Raw genomic sequence first — 19,167 nt, forward strand, 5'->3', positions numbered from 1 at the left:
GACCGCTGCCTCCGATGAACGACCAGAGCACCCACCGCCACGAAGGGCCCGTGATGATCCGCGGCTGGTGCCCGGGCGCCGTGCGGCCCATGGCCGCCAGCGACGGGCTGGTGGTGCGTGTGCGGCCGCTGGCGGGACGGCTCAGCCAGGCGCAGGCGCAGAGCCTGGCGCTGCTGGCGCAGCGATGGGCCCACCCGTTGCTGGAGCTGACCAACCGGGCCAACCTGCAGTTGCGTAGGGTCGACCCGGCTGACCATGCGCCCTTGCTGGGCGCCCTGAGCGGGCTGGGTCTGGTGGACGCCGATGCGTCCCACGAGGCGCGGCGCAATGTGCAGGTGCAGCCGTTCTGGGGGGACGGTGACCCGACCCCCGACCTGGCCCTGCGGCTGGGCGCCGCGCTGGCCCGTGACGACGCACCGGCGCTGCCCGCCAAGTTCGGTTTCGCGGTGGACACCGGGCCGGAGCCCTGTCTGCGCGAGGCCTATGCCGACATCCGCCTGGAGCGCCACGCGGACGGCGTCCTGATCTGCGCCGACGGCGCGTCCCGCGGGGTGGTGGTGTCGCTCGCCGATGCGCCCGCGACCGCGCTGTCGCTGGCGCACTGGTTCCTGCGCGCCGGCGGCGCACCGGCCGGGCGCGGCCGCATGGCGGCCTTGCTCGAGCGCGTTGCGCTGCCGGCCGCGTGGCAGGCGGTCCCGGTTCCGCAGGGCGTGCCACCGGCACCCCTGCCGGGCCGGCAGCCGAACGGCCATCTGGTGGGGCTGGCCTTTGGCCTGCTGCCCGCCACCGCGCTGGGGGCACTGGCCGCCGGCGGGGCGTTGCGCCTGACCCCCTGGCGCAGCCTGCTGGTGGAGGGCGATGCCCCGCTTCCGCAGCTACCCGAACTCATCACCCAAGCCGACGATGCCCGGTTGCGCGTGGACGCCTGCACCGGTGCGCCGGGCTGCGAGCAGGCGGCCGCGCCCACGCGCGAGCTGGCCCTGGCCCTGGCACCGCTGGTGCCGCCCGGGCAGCGGCTGCACGTCTCGGGCTGCACCAAGGGCTGTGCCCACCCCCGGCCGGCGGCCACGGTCGTCGCCACCCGCGACGGCTTCGACCTGATCCGGCATGGCACCGCCGCCGCTGCGCCAGACCACATCGGGCTGGAACGCGCGGCCCTGGTGCACCAACTACAACAAGATTTTTCCCATGCTGCACACCTTTGAACGGGATGGCGACGCCATCTACCGCCAGTCCTTTGCCATCATCCGGTCCGAAGCGGATCTCGGCCGCTTCACGCCGGTCGAAGAACTGGCCGTGGTGCGCATGATCCACGCCGCCGGGCTGGTGGGACTGGAGCAGCACGTGGCCTTCACGCCCGGCATGGCTGAGGCCACGCGCGGGGCGTTGCAGGCCGGCGCGCCCATCCTCTGCGATGCCCGCATGGTCAGCGAAGGCATCACGCGCAAGCGGCTGCCGGCCGACAACGAAATCATCTGCACCCTGCAAGACCCGCGGGTGGCCGAACTGGCGCGCCAGATGGAAACCACCCGCAGCGCCGCCGCGCTGGAACTTTGGCGGCCGCACCTGGCCGGTGCGGTCGTGGCCATCGGCAACGCGCCCACCGCGCTGTTCCACCTGCTCAACATGCTGCAGGACCCGGCCTGTCCGCGTCCGGCCGCCGTCATCGGCTGCCCGGTGGGCTTTGTCGGTGCGGCCGAGTCCAAGGCTGCGCTGATGGCGGCCGACGCCTTGCCCGCCCTGGTGGTGCACGGGCGTCTGGGGGGCTCGGCCATCACGGTGGCGGCCATCAACGCGCTGGCCAGCGAGAAGGAGATCTGATGGGACGCATCATCTGCGCCGGCCTGGGGCCGGGCGACCCCGACCTGATGAGCGTGCGCGCCGATCGCCTGGTGCGCTCGGCCCGGCATGTGGCGTATTTCCGCAAGAAGGGCCGGCCCGGCCAGGCCCGCAAGATGGTGGACGCCCTGTTGTCGCCGGGGGTGACCGAATACGCGATGGAATACCCGGTCACCACGGAACTACCGTTCGACAGCCCAGCCTACATTCACTGCCTGGCCCGCTTCTACGACGACTGGGCCGACCGCCTGGCGCAGTTGGCGCAGGACCAGGACATCGTGGTCCTGTGTGAGGGAGACCCGTTTTTCTACGGCTCCTTCATGCACCTCTACACCCGCCTGCAGGGCCGCGCGGTGGTGGAGGTGGTTCCCGGCATTCCCGGCATGGTCGGCTGCTGGTGGTCCACCGGCCAGCCCATGACCTGGGGCGACGACGTGCTGACCGTGCTGATGGGCACTTTGCCCGAGGACGATCTGGTGCGCCACATGCAGGCGGCCGATGCCATGGCCATCATGAAAACCGGCCGCAACCTGCCGCGCGTGCGGCGGGCGCTGGCCCGCGCGGGCAAGCTCGACCAGGCCTGGCTGGTGCAGCACGGCACCATGCCGCAGCAGCAGTTGAGCCGTCTGGCCGACACGCCCGACGAGGTCTGTCCGTATTTCGCCATTGTGCTGGTGCACGGCCAGGGGCGTCGGCCGGAGGTGGCGGAATGATGAGCCCCCAGGCTCCGCTGCTGCGCGGGTCGCTGCTCCCTGAGCGGGCTGATCCGGCTTGGGACGGCCTGGCGCCGGATCGCATGAGCGGCTGGCTCTGCATCGCCGGCCTCGGGCCGGGCGATGAAGCCCTGGTCACGCCCGAGGTGCGCCAGGCGCTGGACCAGGCCAGCGACGTGCTGGGTTACATCCCCTACGTGGCGCGGGTGGCGCCGCGGGCCGGCCTGACGCTGCACCCCTCGGACAACCGCGAAGAACTGGACCGCGCACGTGCCGCGCTGGCGCTGGCCGCGGCCGGCGCTCGCGTGGTGGTGGTGTCGTCCGGCGACCCCGGCGTGTTCGCCATGGCCACGGCCGTGTTTGAAGCGATGGAGGGGCGTGACGACTGGCAGGCGCTGGACGTGCGGGTGCTGCCCGGCATCACCGCCATGCTGGCAGCGGCCGCTCGCGCCGGCGCGCCGCTGGGGCACGATTTCTGCACCATCAACCTCAGCGACAACCTCAAGCCCTGGGCGCTGATCGAGAAGCGCTTGCGCGCGGCCCTCGGCGCCGACATGGCGATGGCGTTCTACAACCCACGCTCGGCCAGCCGCCCGCACACCTTCGAACAGGTGCTGCGGCTGCTGCGCGAGACCTGCGAGCCCGAGCGCCTGCTGCTGTTCGCGCGCGCCATCAGCACCCCGCAGGAGCGGCTGCGGTGCGTGCCCCTGGCGGACGCGACGCCCGGCATGGCCGACATGCGCACGCTGGTGATCGTCGGCAGTTCCACCACGCGCCGCGTGGGGCGCTTTGTCTACACCCCGCGATCGGTGGCCGCATGAACACCAGTATCCGCCGGCGCCACGCCCAGCCATTGCAGTGCCTGAGCCACCGTGCCCGCCGTGGGCCGGTGGGGAATGGCCGGCCGGTCGATCAGGATCACCGGGCAGCCGAGTGCGCGCGCCGCGTCCAGCTTGGCCTGCGCACCCAGCCCCCCGGCGTTCTTGGCCACCACATGGGTGATCCGGTGCTGGCGCAACAGGGCAAGGTCGTTGGCCAGTGTGAAGGGGCCGCGGTCCAGTACCACAGCGCCCTGAGCAGCGGGCAGCTCGAAACCCGGGTCGACCAGTCGCAGCAGAAACCAGTGCCGGCCGACGTCCAGAAAGGGCTGCACGTGTTGCCGGCCGATGGCCAGGAACACCCGGGCTGGCTCGGTGGGCAGAGCGGCCACTGCAGAGGCGAGATCGGGCACGTGCTGCCAGTGGTCACCCGCCTGGGCCTGCCAGGCCGGGCGCTCCAGTGCCAGCAGCGGCAAACCCAGCCGGGCACAGGCCTGCACCGCGTGGCTGCTCATCTGCGCGGCGAAGGGATGGGTCGCGTCGACCACATGTGTGATGCGCTCGGCCTGCAGGTATTGGCACAGGCCATCGACGCCGCCGAAGCCGCCGACCCGCGTGGGCAGGGGCTGGGCCACGGGCGCGTCGGTGCGGCCGGCGTAGGAAAACACCGCGTCCATGCGCGCGGCGGCCAGCGCCTGGGCCAGCCGGCTCGCTTCGGTGGTGCCACCCAGCAGGAGGATACGTTGCGTGGCTGAATCTTGGCTGTCGATCATCGGCATGGGGGAAGACGGGCTGGCGGGACTGAGCGATGGTAGCCGCGCTGCGCTGGACAGCGCCCGCCATGTGTTCGGCGGTCCGCGCCACCTGGCTCTGGCCGGTGTTGGCGAGCGCGGCATCGCCTGGGGTGTGCCGTTCGACATCCGGCCGGTGCTGGCCCTGCGCGGGCAGCCGGTGGCGGTGCTGGCCTCGGGCGACCCATTCTGGTTTGGCGCGGGGGGCAGTGTCTGCCAGCACCTGGCCGCAGGTGAGTGGACCGCCTTTCCGGTGCCGTCCACGTTTTCACGGGCGACAGCCGCCCTGGGCTGGCGCCTGGAGACGGTGCGATGCCTGGGCCTGCACGCCACGCCTCTGTCGGTGGTGCGACCGGACCTGTGGCGCGGCCAGCGACTGATCTGCCTGGTGCGCGACGGCGAGGCTTTGCAGACGCTGGTGGCCCTGGTCAGCAGCCACGGTTATGGTGCCAGCAGCGGCTGGGCGCTGGAACGCCTGGGCGGACCGCACGAGCGCATTCACCATTTCCGTCTGGACGCCCCCGACCTGCCCGCGCTGGACGCGCCGGTGGCGCTGGCGCTGGACCTGCACGAGGGCCCGCCCGGCCTGCCCGTCAGCAGCGGCCTGCCCGACGAGCTGTTCGCTCACGACGGGCAGATCACCAAATCGCCGATGCGGGCGCTGACGCTGCGCGCGCTCGCGCCGCGCCCGGGTGAATGCCTGTGGGACCTGGGCGCGGGCTCGGGCTCCGTGTCGGTGGAGTGGTGCCTGGCGGGCGGCCATTCGCACGCAGTGGAGCGTTCACCGGAGCGCGCCGCCAACATCCGCCGCAACGCCGAACAGCTGGGCGTGCCGCACCGGCTGCAGGTGCACCACGCGGCGTCCATCGACGTGCTGGCCACGCTGCCCGCCGCCGACGCGGTGTTCGTGGGCGGGGGCTTCGGTGCCGAGCTGTTCGAGGCTCTGCGGCCGGTGCTGCGGCCGGGCTGCCGCCTGGTTGTCAACGGCGTGACGCTGGAAACCGAGGCCTTGTTGCTGCAGCTGCACGCGCAGCACGGTGGCGAGCTGCTGCAGGTGTCGCTGGCCCAGGCCCAGCCGCTGGGCGGTCTGCGAGGCTGGCAGCCGGCGCGCCCGGTGGTGCAGTGGAGTGTGGTGCTGTGACCCAAAGCTTCACCCCCGTTGTGACCTCTGCCGTCGCTGGCCTGGGCTTTCGCCAGCAGACCAGCCCGCAGGCCCTGCGCCAGGTGTTGGATGCCGCGCTGGCCGCTGCCAGGCAGGGCGGGGCCGAGCTTTCGCTGCGCGCACTGGCCGCGGCCGACGACAAGTGCCAGCACCCGGCCCTGGTGCAACTGGCCACCGACCTGGCCTTGCCGTTGCAGCCCGTGCCACCGCCCCTGCTGGTGGCGCAGGACGCACAGCCCAGCGCCCACGTGCCGGCCCGCTACGGCGCCCGCAGCCTGGCCGAAGCCGCCGCCCTGGCCGCGGCCGGTCCCGGCGCGGTGCTGGCCAGTCGGCGCCACGTCAGTGCCGATGGCAGCGCCACCGCCGCCATTGCCGTGAAAACATCCCAATCGCTGACCCCATGACCGTTCATTTCATTGGCGCCGGACCGGGCGCCCCCGACCTGCTGACCCTGCGGGGCCGCGATCTGATCGCCGCCAGCCCGGTGTGCCTGTACGCCGGCTCGCTGGTGCCCGAAGGCGTGCTGGCCCATTGCCCGCCGGGCGCGCGCATCGTCAACACCGCGCCGTTGTCGCTGGAGCAGATCGTGCAGACCATTCAAGAGGTCCATGCACAAGGTCAGGACGTGGCGCGCCTGCACTCGGGCGACCTCTCGGTCTGGTCGGCCATGGGCGAGCAACTGCGCGCGCTGCGCGAGGCAGGCATTCCCTTCACCGTCACGCCGGGCGTGCCCTCGTTCGCCGCGGCCGCTGCCACCCTGGGGGCCGAGTTGACGCTGCCGGGCATGAGCCAGTCGGTGGTGCTCACGCGCACCAGCGGGCGCGCGTCGCCCATGCCCGACGGCGAGGCGCTGGCGAACTTTGCCCGCACCGGCGCCACGCTGGCCATCCACCTGTCCATCCACGTGTTGCCCCAGGTGGTGCGAGATTTGCTGCCGCACTACGGGGCCGACTGTCCGGTGGCCGTGGTCTGGCGCGCCAGTTGGCCCGACGAGCGCGTGGTGCGCGCCAGTCTCTCGACCATCGAGGCCGCCATCGGCGAGGGCATCGACCGCACCGCGCTGATCCTCGTGGGCCGCAACCTCGGGGCCGAGGACTTCGGCCACAGCCGCCTCTACGCGGCCGACTACGACCGCCGCTACCGCCCGCTGGGCGCGGCGCCACGTTTCCCGGCAGGCAGCGAATGAAGATTCACCTCAGCCTGATCGGCATGGGCGCCGGTCACCCGGACCACATCACCCGCCAGGGCGTTGCGGCGCTGCAGGGCGCCCAGCTGGTGCTGGTGCCGCACAAGGGCGCCGAGAAGGCCGAGCTGGCCGACCTGCGCCTGGAACTGTGCCGCCAGCTGCTGCCGCCCGCTGGCGCGGTGGTGGCCCCGTTTGACATGCCGGTGCGCGAAGGGAGCGAGACCGATTACCTTGGCGCCGTGGACCGCTGGCACGACGCCATTGCCCAGATCTGGCTGGACACCATCGCCCGGCACCTGCCCGACGGGGGCACCGTGGCTTTGCTGGTCTGGGGCGATCCGTCGCTCTATGACAGCACCCTTCGCATCGCACAGCGCCTGAAGCGGCAGGTGGATTTGACCACCACCGTGGTGCCCGGCATCACCGCGCTGCAGGCGCTGACGGCGGCCCACGCCATCCCGCTCAACGAGATCAACGCGCCGGTGCTCATCACCACCGGGCGCCAGCTGCGCGAGCTCGGCTGGCCCGCCAACACCTACACCGTGGCGGTGCTGCTGGACGGGCAATGCTCCTTTCGGACCCTGGCCCCCGAAGGCCTGCACATCTGGTGGGGCGCCTTTCTGGGCATGCCGCACCAGCTGTGCATCAGCGGCCCGCTGGCTGCGGTGAGCGAAACCATCCTGCGCGAGCGGGCGCAGGCGCGCGAGCGCCACGGCTGGATCATGGACACCTACCTGCTCAAGCAGGTCACCGACGACGAGAGACACCATGCAGATTGAAACCCCACCGATACACCGCGACACCCCCAAACCCCAGGGCGAACGACGCGGCCTGATCATGGTCCACACCGGCCACGGCAAGGGTAAAAGCACGGCGGCCTTCGGCCTCGCCCTGCGTGCCCACGGCCGCGGCAAGAAGATCAAGGTCTACCAGTTCATGAAGGTGCCCAGTGCCCGCTTTGGCGAGCACCGGCTCTTCGAACAGCTGGGCATTCCCATCGAAGCCATGGGTGACGGCTTCAGCTGGAAAAGCCGCGACCTCGACCACTCGGCCGAGCTGGCGCAGCACGGCTGGGCCAAGGCCGAGGAGACCATCCGCGCGGGCGAGCACTTCATGGTGGTGCTCGACGAAATCATGTACCCGCTGCGCTACGGCTGGATCACCCTGGATGCGGTGCTCACCTGCCTGCGCGAGCGTCCGCCCGGTGTGACCGTGGTGCTGACCGGTCGCAACGCGCCGGCAGAACTGATCGAACTGGCCGACACGGTGACCGAGATGACGCTCATCAAACACCATTTCAACGCCGGCGTGCCGGCGCAGCGCGGCATCGAAGACTGACGCCACGACCCTACCCGATCTTTCTACAGGACACCGACATGAACCTCCGGAAAATCCCCGCCACCATCGTCACCGGCTTCCTCGGGGCTGGCAAGACCACGCTGCTGCGCCACCTGCTGACCCACGCGCAGGGCCGGCGCATCGCGGTCATCGTCAATGAGTTCGGTGCCCTGGGCATCGACGGCGAACTGCTGCGCGCCTGCGGCATCGGCTGTGACGAAGACGGCAACGACAACGGCCAGCTGTACGAACTGGCTAACGGCTGCCTGTGTTGCACAGTGCAGGAAGAGTTCGCGCCTGTCATGGAGCAACTGGCCGCACGGCGCGACCAGATCGACCACCTGGTGATCGAGACCTCGGGCCTGGCCCTGCCCAAGCCGCTGGTGCAGGCCTTCCAGTGGCCCAGCCTGCGCAACACCTTCACGGTGGACTCGGTGGTGACGGTGGTGGACGCACCGGCCGTGGCCGCCGGTCAGTTCGCCGAAGACCCGGTGGCGGTGGACGCCCAGCGCCGTGCCGACGAGAACCTGGACCACGACTCGCCGCTTGCCGAGCTTTTCGAGGACCAGCTGGCCACCGCCGACCTGGTGGTCATCAACAAGACCGATGGCCTGGGCGCCGCCGCCCTGGCGCAGGTGGAAGCCGCTGTGCGCACCGAAACACCGGCTGGCGTGAAGCTGGTGCACGCGCAGCAAGGGCGCGTGGACATCGACCTGCTGCTGGGCATGGGCCGCGCTGTGGAAGACGTAATCGACGGCCGCAAGACCCACCACGACGAGGAAGAGGACCACGACCACGACGAATTCGATTCGCTTTCGCTGACGCTGGACGTGACCGACCGCCAGCGCCTGCTGGACGCGCTGTTGGCCCTGGTGCGCCGCCACGAAGTCTACCGAGTCAAGGGTTTCGTGGCGCTGCCCGGCGCCGCCATGCGCCTGCTGGTGCAGGGCGTAGGCCAGCGCTTTGACAGCCAGTTCGACCGCCCCTGGCGCGCTGACGAGGTGCGCGCCAGCCGGCTGGTGTTCATTGGCGACCACCTGGACGCCGACCAGCTGCTGCGCGAGCTGCAGGCCGACCTGAACCCCGCCGCTGCGGCGGCCTGATCGTCGGACGCCGCGCATGCATCTGCTGTCCACCCGCCCGGGCGGCCACGTCGAAGACGGTGGCCAGGGCATCGTGCGTGTGGCGCAGACGCCGGCCGACATCGTCGTGCTCAGCGCGGCCGACACCACGCTGTCGCTGCTGGCCGACGCGGTGGACGCGCTGCCGCCCGACTTCCCGACGGTGCGGCTGGCCAACCTGATGTGGCTGCGCCAGCCCGCGTCCATGGACCTGTACGTGGACGACGTGCTGCGCCACGCGCGGGTGGTGGTGATCGACCACCTGGGTGCGCCGGCCGACTGGGCCTACGTGGTGGAGCAGGCGGTGGAACTGGCCGGGCGTCGCGGGCAGTGGCTGTCCATCTTCTCGGGCGAGGCGCTGGAAGACCCGCTGCTGCTGCAGCGCGGCACCGCCGCCGTGGCCGACAGCCGCTGGCTCTGGCGCTGCCTGCGCGAAGGCGGGCGCGACAACGCCCGTGCGTTTTTCGACCTCATCCGGCACCGCGTCTGGCACGCGGGGGCCGAGCCGGCGCCGCCGCAGCCGATGCCGCCGACCCTGCGCTACCAGCCGGCACAGCCGCTGGCCTGGCGGACCGGGCAGCCGGTGGCGCTGCTGGTGTTCTACCGCGCGCACGCGCAGGCCGGCAACACGGCGGTGTTCGACGCGCTGCTGGCCGCGCTGCACGAGCGCGGCCTGAACCCGCTGGCGTTGGCGGTGGACTCGCTCAAGGCGCCCGCCACGCTGGCGACGCTGCAGGCCCTGGCGGCCGAGCACGCGGTGGACGTGGTGCTCAACGCCACCAGCTTTGCCATCGGGTCCATCGACGGTGTCGACGGGGAGGGCGCCGAGCCGGTGCTGCTGGCCGGTGATGCGCCGGTGCTGCAGCTCATCACCGCCGGCTGCGTGCGCGAACAGTGGGCCGAAGACCCGCACGGCCTGGCGCCGCGCGACCTGGCCATGCAGGTGGTGCTGCCCGAGGTGGACGGCCGCATCGGCACCCGCGCCATCAGCTTCAAGGGCCTGGCCTGGCGCTGCGAGCGCGCCGAGGTGGACGTGGTGCGCTACCAGCCCGACGACGAACGCATCGCCTTCGTGGCCGAACTGGCGCAGCGCTGGTGCCGCCTGCGCCACGTCCCGGTGGCCCAGCACCGGCTGGCCCTGGTGCTGGCCAACTACCCCAACGACGACGCCCGGCTGGCCAACGGCGTGGGGCTGGACACGCCGGCTTCGGCGGTTGGCATCCTTGAGGCGTTGCGCGCCCAGGGCTACGACACGGGTGACCTGCCCGACGGCGGTGACGCGCTGATGGCACGCCTGATCGAGGGCGTGACCAACCGGCTCGACGCCAACGACCACCGCCCGGTGGGCCAGAGCCTGGCCATGGCCGACTACCTGGCCGCCTTCCACGCGCTGGCCCCCGAACGGCAGGCCGAGGTGAACGCGCTGTGGGGCGCGCCCGAGCAGGACCCGATGGTACGTCAGGGCCGTTTCATGATCCCCGGCCTGCGCCTGGGCCGGGTGTTTGTGGGCATCCAGCCCGCGCGCGGGCGCGACCTGGACCTGCTGGCCAGCTACCACGACGCCGACCTCGTGCCACCGCACGGTTACCTGGCCTTCTATTTCTGGTTGCGCCGCACCTGGGCCGCCGACGCGCTGGTGCACGTGGGCAAACACGGCAACCTCGAATGGCTGCCGGGCAAGAGCGTGGCCCTGGGGGCCGAGTGCTGGCCCGACGCCATCCTCGGCCCGCTGCCGCACCTCTACCCCTTCATCGTCAACGACCCCGGCGAAGGCAGCCAGGCCAAGCGCCGCACGCAGGCGGTCATCATCGACCACCTCATGCCGCCGCTCACGCGGGCCGAGACCTACGGCCCGCTGCAGGTGCTCGAACGCCAGATGGACGAGTACTACGAAGCCCTGTCGCTGGACCCGCGCCGCGCCACCCGGCTGCGCCAGACCATCCTGGACCACGTCATCACCCACGGCCTGCACGCCGACCTTGGCTTCGAACCGCCGGCCGACGACGCGGCACGCCAGCGTGTGCTGGAGCGGCTGGACGCCTACCTGTGCGAGATCAAGGAGTCCCAGATCCGCGACGGGCTGCACGTGTTCGGCCGTTCGCCCGCCGGCCGCCAGCGCGCCGACACCTTGCTGGCGCTGGCGCGCTTTCCGCGCGGCAAGTGTCCCGGGCAGGGCAGCCTGCTGCAGGCCCTGGCCGCCGACCTGGGGCTGGACGGTTTCGACCCGCTGGACCCGGACTGGGCCCAGCCCTGGCAGGGCCCGCGCCCGGCCGCCCTGCAGGCCCTGGGCGACGAGCCCTGGCGCCACGCCGGCCACACCCGCGAGCGCATCGAAAAACTGGCCACCCGGCTGCTGGCCGATGCCACCCCGCCCGACGCCGCGCGCTGGCCACACGCAGCGCCGGTACTCGCCCAGGTGCAGGGCGTGCTGGCCCCGCGGCTGGACGCTTGCGGCGAACAGGAGATGACCCAGCTGCTGCGCGGCCTGCGTGGCTGCTTCGTGCCACCCGGCCCCAGCGGTGCGCCCTCGCGTGGGCGGCCCGATGTGCTGCCCACCGGCCGCAATTTCTACGCCGTGGACACCCGCGCCGTGCCCACGCCCACCGCCTACGCCATGGGCGCGCTGGCTGCCGACCGGGTGGTCGAGCGCCACCTGCAGGACCACGGCAGCTACCCCGCGTCGGTCGGGCTGTCGGTCTGGGGCACCAGCACCATGCGCACCGGCGGTGAGGATGTGGCCCAGGCCATGGCCCTGCTGGGCGTGCGGCCCAAGTGGGCGCCCGGCAGCGGCCGGGTGGTGGACATCGAGGTGCTGCCCATGGCCATCCGCAACCGGCCGCGGGTGGATGTGACGCTGCGCGTCTCGGGCTTCTTCCGCGACGCCTTCCCCGGCCTGATCGACCTGTTCGACACCGCCGTCAAGGCCGTTGCGGCGGTGCCGGTGGACGACGAACCCGACGACGTGAACCCGGTGCGCGCGCGCGTGCATCGCGAAGCCGACGAGGCGCGCGCGCGCGGCCTGACCGACGACGCCGCGCAGCGCCAGGCCAGCTGGCGCGTGTTCGGCCCGCGCCCTGGCGGTTACGGCACCGGGCTGCAGGAACTGGTGGACGGCAGGCGCTGGAACGGCCAGGACGACATCGCCCAGGCCTACCTGCGTGCGGGCGCTTTCGCCTACGGGCAGGACGGCCACGGCACCGCCGCTCGCGAGAGCTTCGAGCGCCGCGTCTGCGGCCTGCAGGCCGTGCTGCAGAACCAGGACAACCGCGAGCACGACATCCTCGACTCCGACGACTACTACCAGTTCCAGGGTGGCCTGGCCGCCGCCGTGCAGCACCTGGGCGGTGCGCAGCCGGCCCTCTACCACGGCGACTTCAGCACCCCCGGCGCGCCGCACATCCGCAGCCTGTCGGAAGAGCTGGCGCGGGTGGTGCGCTCGCGCGTGGTCAACCCCAAATGGATCGAAGGCGTGCGGCGCCACGGCTACAAGGGCGCGGCCGAAATGGCGGCCACGGTCGATTTCCTGTTCGGCTTTGGTGCCACGACCGGCCAGGTTCGCGACCACCAGTACGCCCTGGTGGCCGAAGCCTATGTGCACGACCCGGCCAACCGCGCCTTCCTGGAACAGCACAACCCGCTGGCCCTGCGCAGCATCGGCGAGCGCCTGCTCGAAGCCATGCAGCGCGGGCTGTGGGCCCAGCCCGGCGACCACCGCGAACGCATCGAAGAAGCGCTGCTGGCGCTGGAACACCGCCTCGAATCGCAGGGCGAAGGACCGAACGCATGAAACACGATATCTTCATCACCGAAACCGCGCCGGCCCCCGGGTTCCCGTTCTCGGCCCTGGTGGGCAACCCCGAGCTGCGCCAGGCCCTGCTGCTGGCGGCGGTGGACCCCGGCATTGGCGGTGTGCTCATCAGCGGGCCGCGCGGCACCGCCAAGTCCACGGCGGCGCGGGCCCTGGCCGACCTGCTGCCCGGCGCACCATTCGTCAGCCTGCCGCTGGCCGCCAGCGTGGAACAGCTGGTGGGCACCCTCAACCTCGAAGACGTGCTGCGAGACGGCCAGGTTCGTCTGGCGCCGGGCATGGTGGCCCGCGCTCATGGCGGTGTGCTGTACGTGGACGAGGTGAACCTGCTGCCCGACGCGCTGGTGGACGCGCTGCTGGACGTGGCCGCCAGTGGCGTCAACACGGTGGAACGCGATGGCCTGTCGCACCAGCACGCCGCGCGCTTCGTGCTGGTGGGCACCATGAACCCCGAAGAGGGCGAGCTGCGCCCGCAGCTGCTGGACCGCTTCGGCCTGCTGGTGAACCTGGGCAACCCCGACACGCCCGAGCTGCGCCAGGCCATCGTGCGCGCCCGGCTGGCTTTTGATATGGACCCCCAGGCCGTGGTGCAGCAGCAGGCCGCAGCCCAGGAGGCCCTGGTGACGCGCCTGCAGGCAGCCAGAACAGCGCTGGCCCGGCTCGACTGGCCCGACGCGGTGCTGGCCCACGCCACCGCCCTGGCCTTGCAGGCCGGCGTGGATGGCGTGCGCGGCGATCTGGTGCTGCTGCGCGCCGCCCGTGCCCACGCCGCCCTGCAGGGCCATGACCAGGTGGGTGTGGCCGATGTGGACGCGGTGGCCGAACTGGCCCTGGCCCACCGTCGCCAGGTGTCCGCGCAGACACTCGCGCAGCCCCCGGCGGCTAGCGCGCCTGCCGCCCACACCCCGCCCACGGGCAACACCAACGGCGCAACGTCCCCCACGCCCGAAGGCGACTGGGGCGCGTTGGACCCGTTGCCCGAAGGCATGGCAGCCCGCCTGCCCACGGGAGGGCTTGTGGCAAAAAAAGCTTGAGCCACCCCGTGGACCGGGTACCTGTGGTGCCCGGTCTGCGGTGGTGGCAAGCCCCCTCTGCCGCTTTGGCACGGCCGCGCCTGGCGCAGGCCGAACGGCCCGCACCGGCAGCTGCGTCGGCCCGCATCCACTGGCCGCGCACCCTGGCCAGCAAAGGTACGGCCCCGCTGCAGCACGCCCACCTGCAGCGGGTGCACACCCCGGCCAAGCCCACCACCCTGCACCTGATCGCGCTGGACAACTCCGGGTCCATGCGCCACGGCGCGCGCCTGGCGCAGGCCAAGGCGTTTGCCAGCCGGCTGCTCGAAGAAGCCACCCGCGCAGGCACCCACGTGGCAGTGCTGCTGTTCGGCGGCCAGGGGGTGCAGTGGCTGCAACACGCCACCCCGGCGCGCCGCTCGGCCATGCCCCGCATAGGCCGCCTGGGGGGCGGAGGGGGCACGCCGCTGGCCGAAGGCCTGCGCCAGGCCCAGACCGAGCTGCAAACCTTTCGTCGCCGCCACGGCTCGGTGTCGTGCACGCTGTGGCTGCTGACCGATGGTCGCAGCCTGGAACACCCCCACCCGCCTGCCGGCGCCGACCACCTCGTCATCGTCGATTTCGACGACCCGCAGCGACCCCTGGGCCGTTGCCGCGACTGGGCCGTGTGCTGGGGGGCCGAATGGCGCCGTCCGCTGGCGGCCGCATCCTGACCACAGAGACCGAACATGACCGAACTCATCATCTGCACCACCTGCCGACCCGCCGACAACCCGCGCGACCAGCGGGCTGCTGGCGAAATCCTGTTCGAAGCCGTGCAGGCCGAACAGGCCTTTGCCGATCGCGCCGACTGGGCCAGTGTGCGCGTGCGCGGCGTTACCTGCACGGCCGGCTGCTCACGCGCCTGTACCGTGGCCTTCCAGGCCGCAGGCAAACACAGCTACCAGTTTGGCGACCTCGCACCCTCTGAGGAGGTGGCGCGCCAGTTGCTCGACTGCGCAGCGCTGCACCACCGTACGCCCGACGGCAACCTGGCCCGCGACGCCCGGCCCCCCTTGCTGCGCAGCGGCATCCTGTGTCGCCTGCCGCCGCTGGAGACCTCCGTCGCATGAACACCCCGACGATCCTTCCAGCCGCGACCGATGCGGCGTTTTCCGACGCCGAACGCGAAGCGGTGTACCGCGCCATCTTCGAGCGGCGTGACATGCGCCACTTTGCCGGTGGCACAGTTGAGCCAGACGTGATGCGCCGCCTGCTAACGGCCGCCCACCACGCCCCCAGTGTCGGCTACATGCAACCCTGGCGCTTTGTGCGAGTGGCCTCCCGTGCGCTGAGGGTCGATCTGAAGGCATTGGTGGAGCAGGAACGCAAACAGACCGCCCACGCCCTAGGCGAGCGGGCCGATGCCTTCATGCGCCTGAAGATCGAGGGCTTGATGGACGCGGCCGAAGTCTGGGTGGTGGCCCTGGCCGAGGGGCGAGAGCGCCATGTGTTCGGGCGACGCACCATGCCACAGATGGATCTGGCCTCTGTGGCCTGTGCTATTCAAAATCTGTGGTTGGCGGCCCGTGCCGAAGGCCTGGGCGTGGGGTGGGTGTCGATGTTTGATCCGCAAGCCGTGGCTGCTCGCCTGGGAATGCCTGATGGCGCCGAGCCGGTTGCATTGCTCTGCATCGGCCCGGTGCACCACTTCTACGACGAACCCATGCTGGAGCAGGAACGCTGGAGTCGCAGGGCCAGCTTGGACGATCTGGTATTTGAAGATGTTTGGGGCCGGGCTCCATGCAAACCTACGGCACCCCATGAATAACCGATCTCCAGTGTTGAACCATAAATGAATATGAGCCACAAGTGACCACAGGTGATCTCGACTGAGTTTTTCATGGACTTCATCGCCTTGCTTATCCCAGATGCCGCTGTGCTGGCTGGCGCGGTGCTGGTTGCGCTCGCGCTGGATGTGCTGTTCGGCGAGCCACCAGCGCGTCTGCACCCGGTGGTGGCCATGGGACATTACCTGGGGGCGGTCGGGCGTCGCGTGTCACGCGCGGTCGGCGCTGCCCCGCGGCCTGGGGTCGAGTTCTGGCTGGGGGCGCTGGGCTGGTGTGTGGGTGGGGCGCTGGTGGTGGCTCTCGCGCAGGCCGTCGTTGCCGCGATGCAAACCCTGCACCCACTGGCCCAGGCAGTTCTGCTAGGCGCTCTGCTCAAACCCATGCTGTCGTGGCGCATGCTGCGCGACGAGGTGTGCGCGGTTGAGGTGGCGTTGGCGGATTCGCTGGAGGCCGGTCGGGCGCGCGTGGGTCGGCTGGTCAGTCGGGATGTCACCGACCTGAGCGACATCCAGGTGCGCGAGGCTGCGGTGTCCACCCTGGCCGAAAACCTCAACGACTCGGTGGTGGCGCCGCTGTTCTGGTTCGCTGTCGCCGGTTTGCCGGGGGCGGTGCTTTACCGCTTTGCCAACACGGCCGATGCCATGTGGGGCTACCGCGGAGAGCGCCATGGTCGCGTCTGGACTTGGGCTGGGAAATGGGCAGCCCGGGCCGATGATGTGCTGTCGTGGCTGCCCGCGCGCCTCACGGGCGCCCTGATACTGGCCGTGGGCGGTGGCCTACACTGGAAGGAGCTGTCACGGCTGGCCCGCCTGACTCCTTCGCCCAACGGAGGCTGGCCCATGGGCGCACTGGCACTGGCACTGAACGTGCGGCTGGGCAAGGAGGGCGTGTATGTGCTCAACGAGCCGGCACCTGCGCCCTCGCCGAAACACATCGCTGCCAGCGTGGCGCTTTGTGGACGGGTGGTGTGGCTGGCTGCCGGGTTGCTGGCTGCGCTGGCGGTGACATTTTTGTGCTTGCATGTGGGGTGGCTCCCGCATGGGCGGGGAGGGATGTGAAATGACTTTTCCGCAGCGTGAACATGGCAGTACCGATGCCCAGGGCCCCGTCCGCTGGGATTTTTCGTCCAACGCCAATGCCTGCGGCCCATGCCCGCAGGTGGCTCGGGCGGTTCAGCAGGCCGATGCCTGCCATTACCCCGATCCGTCTTACGCGCAGCTGCGGCAGGCGCTGGCTCACCTGCATGGGGTGGCGTCCGACCGTATCCTGCTGGCCGGCAGTGCCAGCGAATGGATTCAGCGCCTGACCGGCTGGGCTGCCTTGCACCGTCGGCAGTCCGTTTGGTGGCCACGCCATGCTTATGGCGACTATGCCCATGCCGCCGCCGCGTGGGGCTTGGAGCGGTCACACCATCCATCGCAGGCCGCCCTGCTGTGGTTGTGCGAGCCGGGCAGCCCCTTGGGACAGAACGAAGACCTTGCCTCCTTGGCCACCCTGATGCAGCACCCGCATGCCCTCGTGGCGCTGGACTGCGCCTATCAGCCCTTGCGCCTGGATGGCTCGCCCGCCCTGAGTCCCAGCCTGCAGTCCAACTGCTGGCAGATCTGGTCGCCCAACAAGGCGCTGGGCATGACGGGTGTGCGCGCCGCCTACGTGATTGCCCCCGAGCTGGCACGCACCGCAGCCATGGAACTCGACGCGATGGCCGCCTCGTGGCCCGTGGGCAGTCATGGTGTGGCGCTGCTGATGCAGTGGAGTCAGCCCGAGGTGCAGGATTGGGTCCGCCGCAGTCTGAAGACGCTGTGGGCATGGAAGACGGCCCTAGTACATGACCTGATTGCCCGTGGCTGGCAGTGCCAGCCCAGTCACACGCCGTATTTCTGTGCCCGTCCACCATACCCCCTCCAGGCAGAGGCACTGCGTGCCCGTGGCGTCAAGCTGCGAGACGCCACCTCCTTCGGCCTGCCCGGCTGGTGGCGCCTGAGTGCCCAGCCCGATGATGCCCGTCTAGCCCTCACTGAGGCGCTGGACGCCCTGGCCCCAACAGAAAGCCACCCATGACCGCCGCTTGCATCATGGTCCTGGGCACCACCAGCGGTGCCGGCAAAAGCTGGCTGGCGACTGCCTTGTGCCGTTACTACGCCGCCCAAGGCTATCGAGTGGCCCCGTTCAAAGCCCAGAACATGAGCAACAACGCCCGGGTGGTGCCAACGCCCAGTGGCGAATGGGGAGAAATCGGCAGTGCCCAGTATTTTCAGGCCCTCGCAGCCCGAGCCATACCGGATGTGCGCATGAACCCCGTGCTGCTCAAACCCGAGGCCGATACCCGCAGCCAGGTGGTGCTGCTGGGCGAAGTCAGCCGCGAGCTCAGCGACATGCCTTGGCGCGCGCGCAGCGTACGGGTCTGGCCGCAGATCAGGGCCGCGCTCGATGCGCTGTGCGCCGAAAACGACGTGGTGGTGATCGAGGGCGCCGGCTCGCCGGCCGAGATCAACCTGCACGCCAGCGACATCGTGAATATGCGCGTGGCCCGCCACGCCCAGGCGCGCTGTTTGCTGGTGACCGACATCGACCGCGGCGGCGCTTTTGCCCACCTCTACGGCACCTGGGCCCTGCTGCCCGAGGACGAGCGCGCGCTCATCTGCGGCTTTGTGCTCAACAAGTTCCGGGGCGATGCGGCGTTGCTCGCGCCGGCGCCTCAGATGCTGCACGACTTGACCGGCGTGCCGGTGGTGGCGACCTTGCCCATGTGGTGGCAGCACGGCTTGCCCGAAGAGGATGGGGTTTTTGATGACCGCAGCCGTGTCGCTGGCGCGCTTAGCCAGACCATCGCCGTGATCGCCTACCCGCGCAGCAGCAACCTTGACGAGTTTCAGCCGCTCAAGAACGTGCCGGGTCTGCGCCTGATCTGGGCGCGCACGCCGGCCGACTGCTCCGGGGCCGACTGGATCGTGCTGCCCGGCTCCAAAGCCACAGCAGCCGACTTGGCTTGGCTGCGTGCGCAGGGGCTGGACCAGGCGCTGGCCGCGCACGCCGCACAGGGCCGGGCCGTGCTGGGCATCTGCGGCGGGCTGCAGATGCTGGGCGAGGCGCTGATCGACCCCCACGGCATCGAACCGCTGGCGCTGGGCAACACCCCCGGCCTGGGCTTGCTGCCGCTGGTGACGGTGTTTGCGGAGCGCAAAACCGTCTGCCACACGAGCACGTCCTTTGCTGAACTGACCGGCTGCTGGGCGGCGTTGTCGGGCGTGCGCGTGACCGGCTACGAAATCCATCACGGTCAAACGGTGCAGCACCCCGACATGGCGGCCCAAGGCCTAATCGCGCGCGAGGTCATGCCCGGCCTGGCGTGGCAAAACGCGGCCGGCAACGTACTCGGCTGCTATGTGCACGGCCTGTTCGAACAGCCAGCCGTGCTGCGCGCCCTGTTTGGCAGCAGCGCGCCCACGCTGGAGAGCGTGTTCGATGGCCTAGCCGATTTTGTGCAAAGCCACTTTGCCCCCGGTGTGCTCGACGCCCTGATACGCAAGCCCTGACCCTGCAAGCCCC

Annotated in this window: 19 protein-coding genes; 18 read left to right on the forward strand and 1 reads right to left on the reverse strand. The window is 70.8% G+C overall.

Features of this window, described 5'->3' with window-relative positions; translation table 11 throughout:
• The first annotated feature begins 14 nt into the window (after window positions 1–14).
• The 4 genes from cobG to cobJ all read left to right on the forward strand — a co-directional run bounded on the left by cobG (window position 15) and on the right by cobJ (window position 3,373).
• Window positions 15–1,205, forward strand: coding sequence for a precorrin-3B synthase (gene cobG / locus ACVMK0_RS01810; RefSeq protein WP_476464095.1), 1,191 nt, complete (start codon window positions 15–17; stop codon window positions 1,203–1,205).
• Window positions 1,192–1,821, forward strand: coding sequence for a precorrin-8X methylmutase (locus ACVMK0_RS01815; protein ID WP_476464630.1), 630 nt, complete (start codon window positions 1,192–1,194; stop codon window positions 1,819–1,821). The genes cobG and ACVMK0_RS01815 overlap by 14 nt, the downstream gene beginning before the upstream one ends.
• Window positions 1,821–2,552 (forward strand): precorrin-2 C(20)-methyltransferase, encoded by a 732-nt coding sequence (gene cobI, locus ACVMK0_RS01820; RefSeq protein WP_476464096.1) that lies wholly within the window; start codon window positions 1,821–1,823, stop codon window positions 2,550–2,552. Before ACVMK0_RS01815 ends, cobI begins: the two co-directional genes overlap by 1 nt.
• Window positions 2,553–2,635: 83 nt before the next feature.
• The gene (gene cobJ, locus ACVMK0_RS01825) at window positions 2,636–3,373 is read left to right on the forward strand and encodes a precorrin-3B C(17)-methyltransferase (protein WP_034113368.1); all 738 of its coding nucleotides are present in this window, start codon (window positions 2,636–2,638) and stop codon (window positions 3,371–3,373) included.
• Here the strand turns inward: cobJ and ACVMK0_RS01830 are convergent.
• A complete protein-coding gene (locus ACVMK0_RS01830; protein WP_476464097.1) occupies window positions 3,346–4,149 on the reverse strand; it encodes a cobalt-precorrin-6A reductase in 804 nt (267 codons plus the stop codon). The two genes, cobJ and ACVMK0_RS01830, sit on opposite strands and share 28 nt — an antisense overlap.
• Here ACVMK0_RS01830 and cbiT point away from each other — a divergent pair.
• From cbiT to ACVMK0_RS01900, 14 genes are all read left to right on the forward strand, one after another.
• Window positions 4,118–5,302 (forward strand): precorrin-6Y C5,15-methyltransferase (decarboxylating) subunit CbiT, encoded by a 1,185-nt coding sequence (gene cbiT, locus ACVMK0_RS01835; protein ID WP_034113341.1) that lies wholly within the window; start codon window positions 4,118–4,120, stop codon window positions 5,300–5,302. The genes ACVMK0_RS01830 and cbiT overlap by 32 nt on opposite strands.
• 20 nt (window positions 5,303–5,322) lie before the next feature.
• Window positions 5,323–5,727, forward strand: coding sequence for a cobalamin biosynthesis protein (locus ACVMK0_RS01840; protein WP_476464098.1), 405 nt, complete (start codon window positions 5,323–5,325; stop codon window positions 5,725–5,727).
• Window positions 5,724–6,509 (forward strand): precorrin-4 C(11)-methyltransferase, encoded by a 786-nt coding sequence (cobM, locus tag ACVMK0_RS01845; protein WP_034113346.1) that lies wholly within the window; start codon window positions 5,724–5,726, stop codon window positions 6,507–6,509. Before ACVMK0_RS01840 ends, cobM begins: the two co-directional genes overlap by 4 nt.
• Window positions 6,506–7,288 carry a precorrin-6A synthase (deacetylating) gene (gene cobF / locus ACVMK0_RS01850; RefSeq protein WP_034113348.1) on the forward strand — a complete coding sequence of 261 codons (783 nt, stop codon included), beginning with the start codon at window positions 6,506–6,508 and terminating at the stop codon, window positions 7,286–7,288. Before cobM ends, cobF begins: the two co-directional genes overlap by 4 nt.
• Window positions 7,278–7,847 carry a cob(I)yrinic acid a,c-diamide adenosyltransferase gene (cobO, locus tag ACVMK0_RS01855; protein ID WP_476464099.1) on the forward strand — a complete coding sequence of 190 codons (570 nt, stop codon included), beginning with the start codon at window positions 7,278–7,280 and terminating at the stop codon, window positions 7,845–7,847. Before cobF ends, cobO begins: the two co-directional genes overlap by 11 nt.
• A gap of 38 nt (window positions 7,848–7,885) precedes the next feature.
• Entirely contained in the window at window positions 7,886–8,950 is a 1,065-nt protein-coding gene (gene cobW, locus ACVMK0_RS01860; protein WP_476464100.1) for a cobalamin biosynthesis protein CobW, read from the forward strand.
• A gap of 16 nt (window positions 8,951–8,966) precedes the next feature.
• The gene (cobN, locus tag ACVMK0_RS01865) at window positions 8,967–12,755 is read left to right on the forward strand and encodes a cobaltochelatase subunit CobN (protein WP_476464101.1); all 3,789 of its coding nucleotides are present in this window, start codon (window positions 8,967–8,969) and stop codon (window positions 12,753–12,755) included.
• The gene (locus ACVMK0_RS01870; protein WP_476464102.1) at window positions 12,752–13,810 is read left to right on the forward strand and encodes a magnesium chelatase ATPase subunit I; all 1,059 of its coding nucleotides are present in this window, start codon (window positions 12,752–12,754) and stop codon (window positions 13,808–13,810) included. Before cobN ends, ACVMK0_RS01870 begins: the two co-directional genes overlap by 4 nt.
• 65 nt (window positions 13,811–13,875) lie before the next feature.
• On the forward strand, window positions 13,876–14,502 hold the full coding sequence (locus ACVMK0_RS01875; RefSeq protein ID WP_476464103.1) for a vWA domain-containing protein: 627 nt from the start codon (window positions 13,876–13,878) through the stop codon (window positions 14,500–14,502).
• 15 nt (window positions 14,503–14,517) lie between these two features.
• Window positions 14,518–14,901, forward strand: coding sequence for a DUF1636 family protein (locus ACVMK0_RS01880; protein WP_034113355.1), 384 nt, complete (start codon window positions 14,518–14,520; stop codon window positions 14,899–14,901).
• Window positions 14,898–15,599, forward strand: coding sequence for a 5,6-dimethylbenzimidazole synthase (bluB, locus tag ACVMK0_RS01885; protein ID WP_476464104.1), 702 nt, complete (start codon window positions 14,898–14,900; stop codon window positions 15,597–15,599). The genes ACVMK0_RS01880 and bluB overlap by 4 nt, the downstream gene beginning before the upstream one ends.
• A gap of 72 nt (window positions 15,600–15,671) precedes the next feature.
• Window positions 15,672–16,676: an adenosylcobinamide-phosphate synthase CbiB gene (cbiB, locus tag ACVMK0_RS01890; protein WP_476464105.1), complete on the forward strand. Its 1,005-nt coding sequence runs from the start codon at window positions 15,672–15,674 to the stop codon at window positions 16,674–16,676.
• Window position 16,677: 1 nt separating this feature from the next.
• Window positions 16,678–17,679: an aminotransferase class I/II-fold pyridoxal phosphate-dependent enzyme gene (locus tag ACVMK0_RS01895; protein WP_476464106.1), complete on the forward strand. Its 1,002-nt coding sequence runs from the start codon at window positions 16,678–16,680 to the stop codon at window positions 17,677–17,679.
• Window positions 17,676–19,154, forward strand: coding sequence for a cobyric acid synthase (locus ACVMK0_RS01900; RefSeq protein ID WP_476464107.1), 1,479 nt, complete (start codon window positions 17,676–17,678; stop codon window positions 19,152–19,154). The genes ACVMK0_RS01895 and ACVMK0_RS01900 overlap by 4 nt, the downstream gene beginning before the upstream one ends.
• Window positions 19,155–19,167 lie beyond the last annotated feature (13 nt).

Source organism: Serpentinimonas sp. SSL01, from assembly GCF_056323735.1.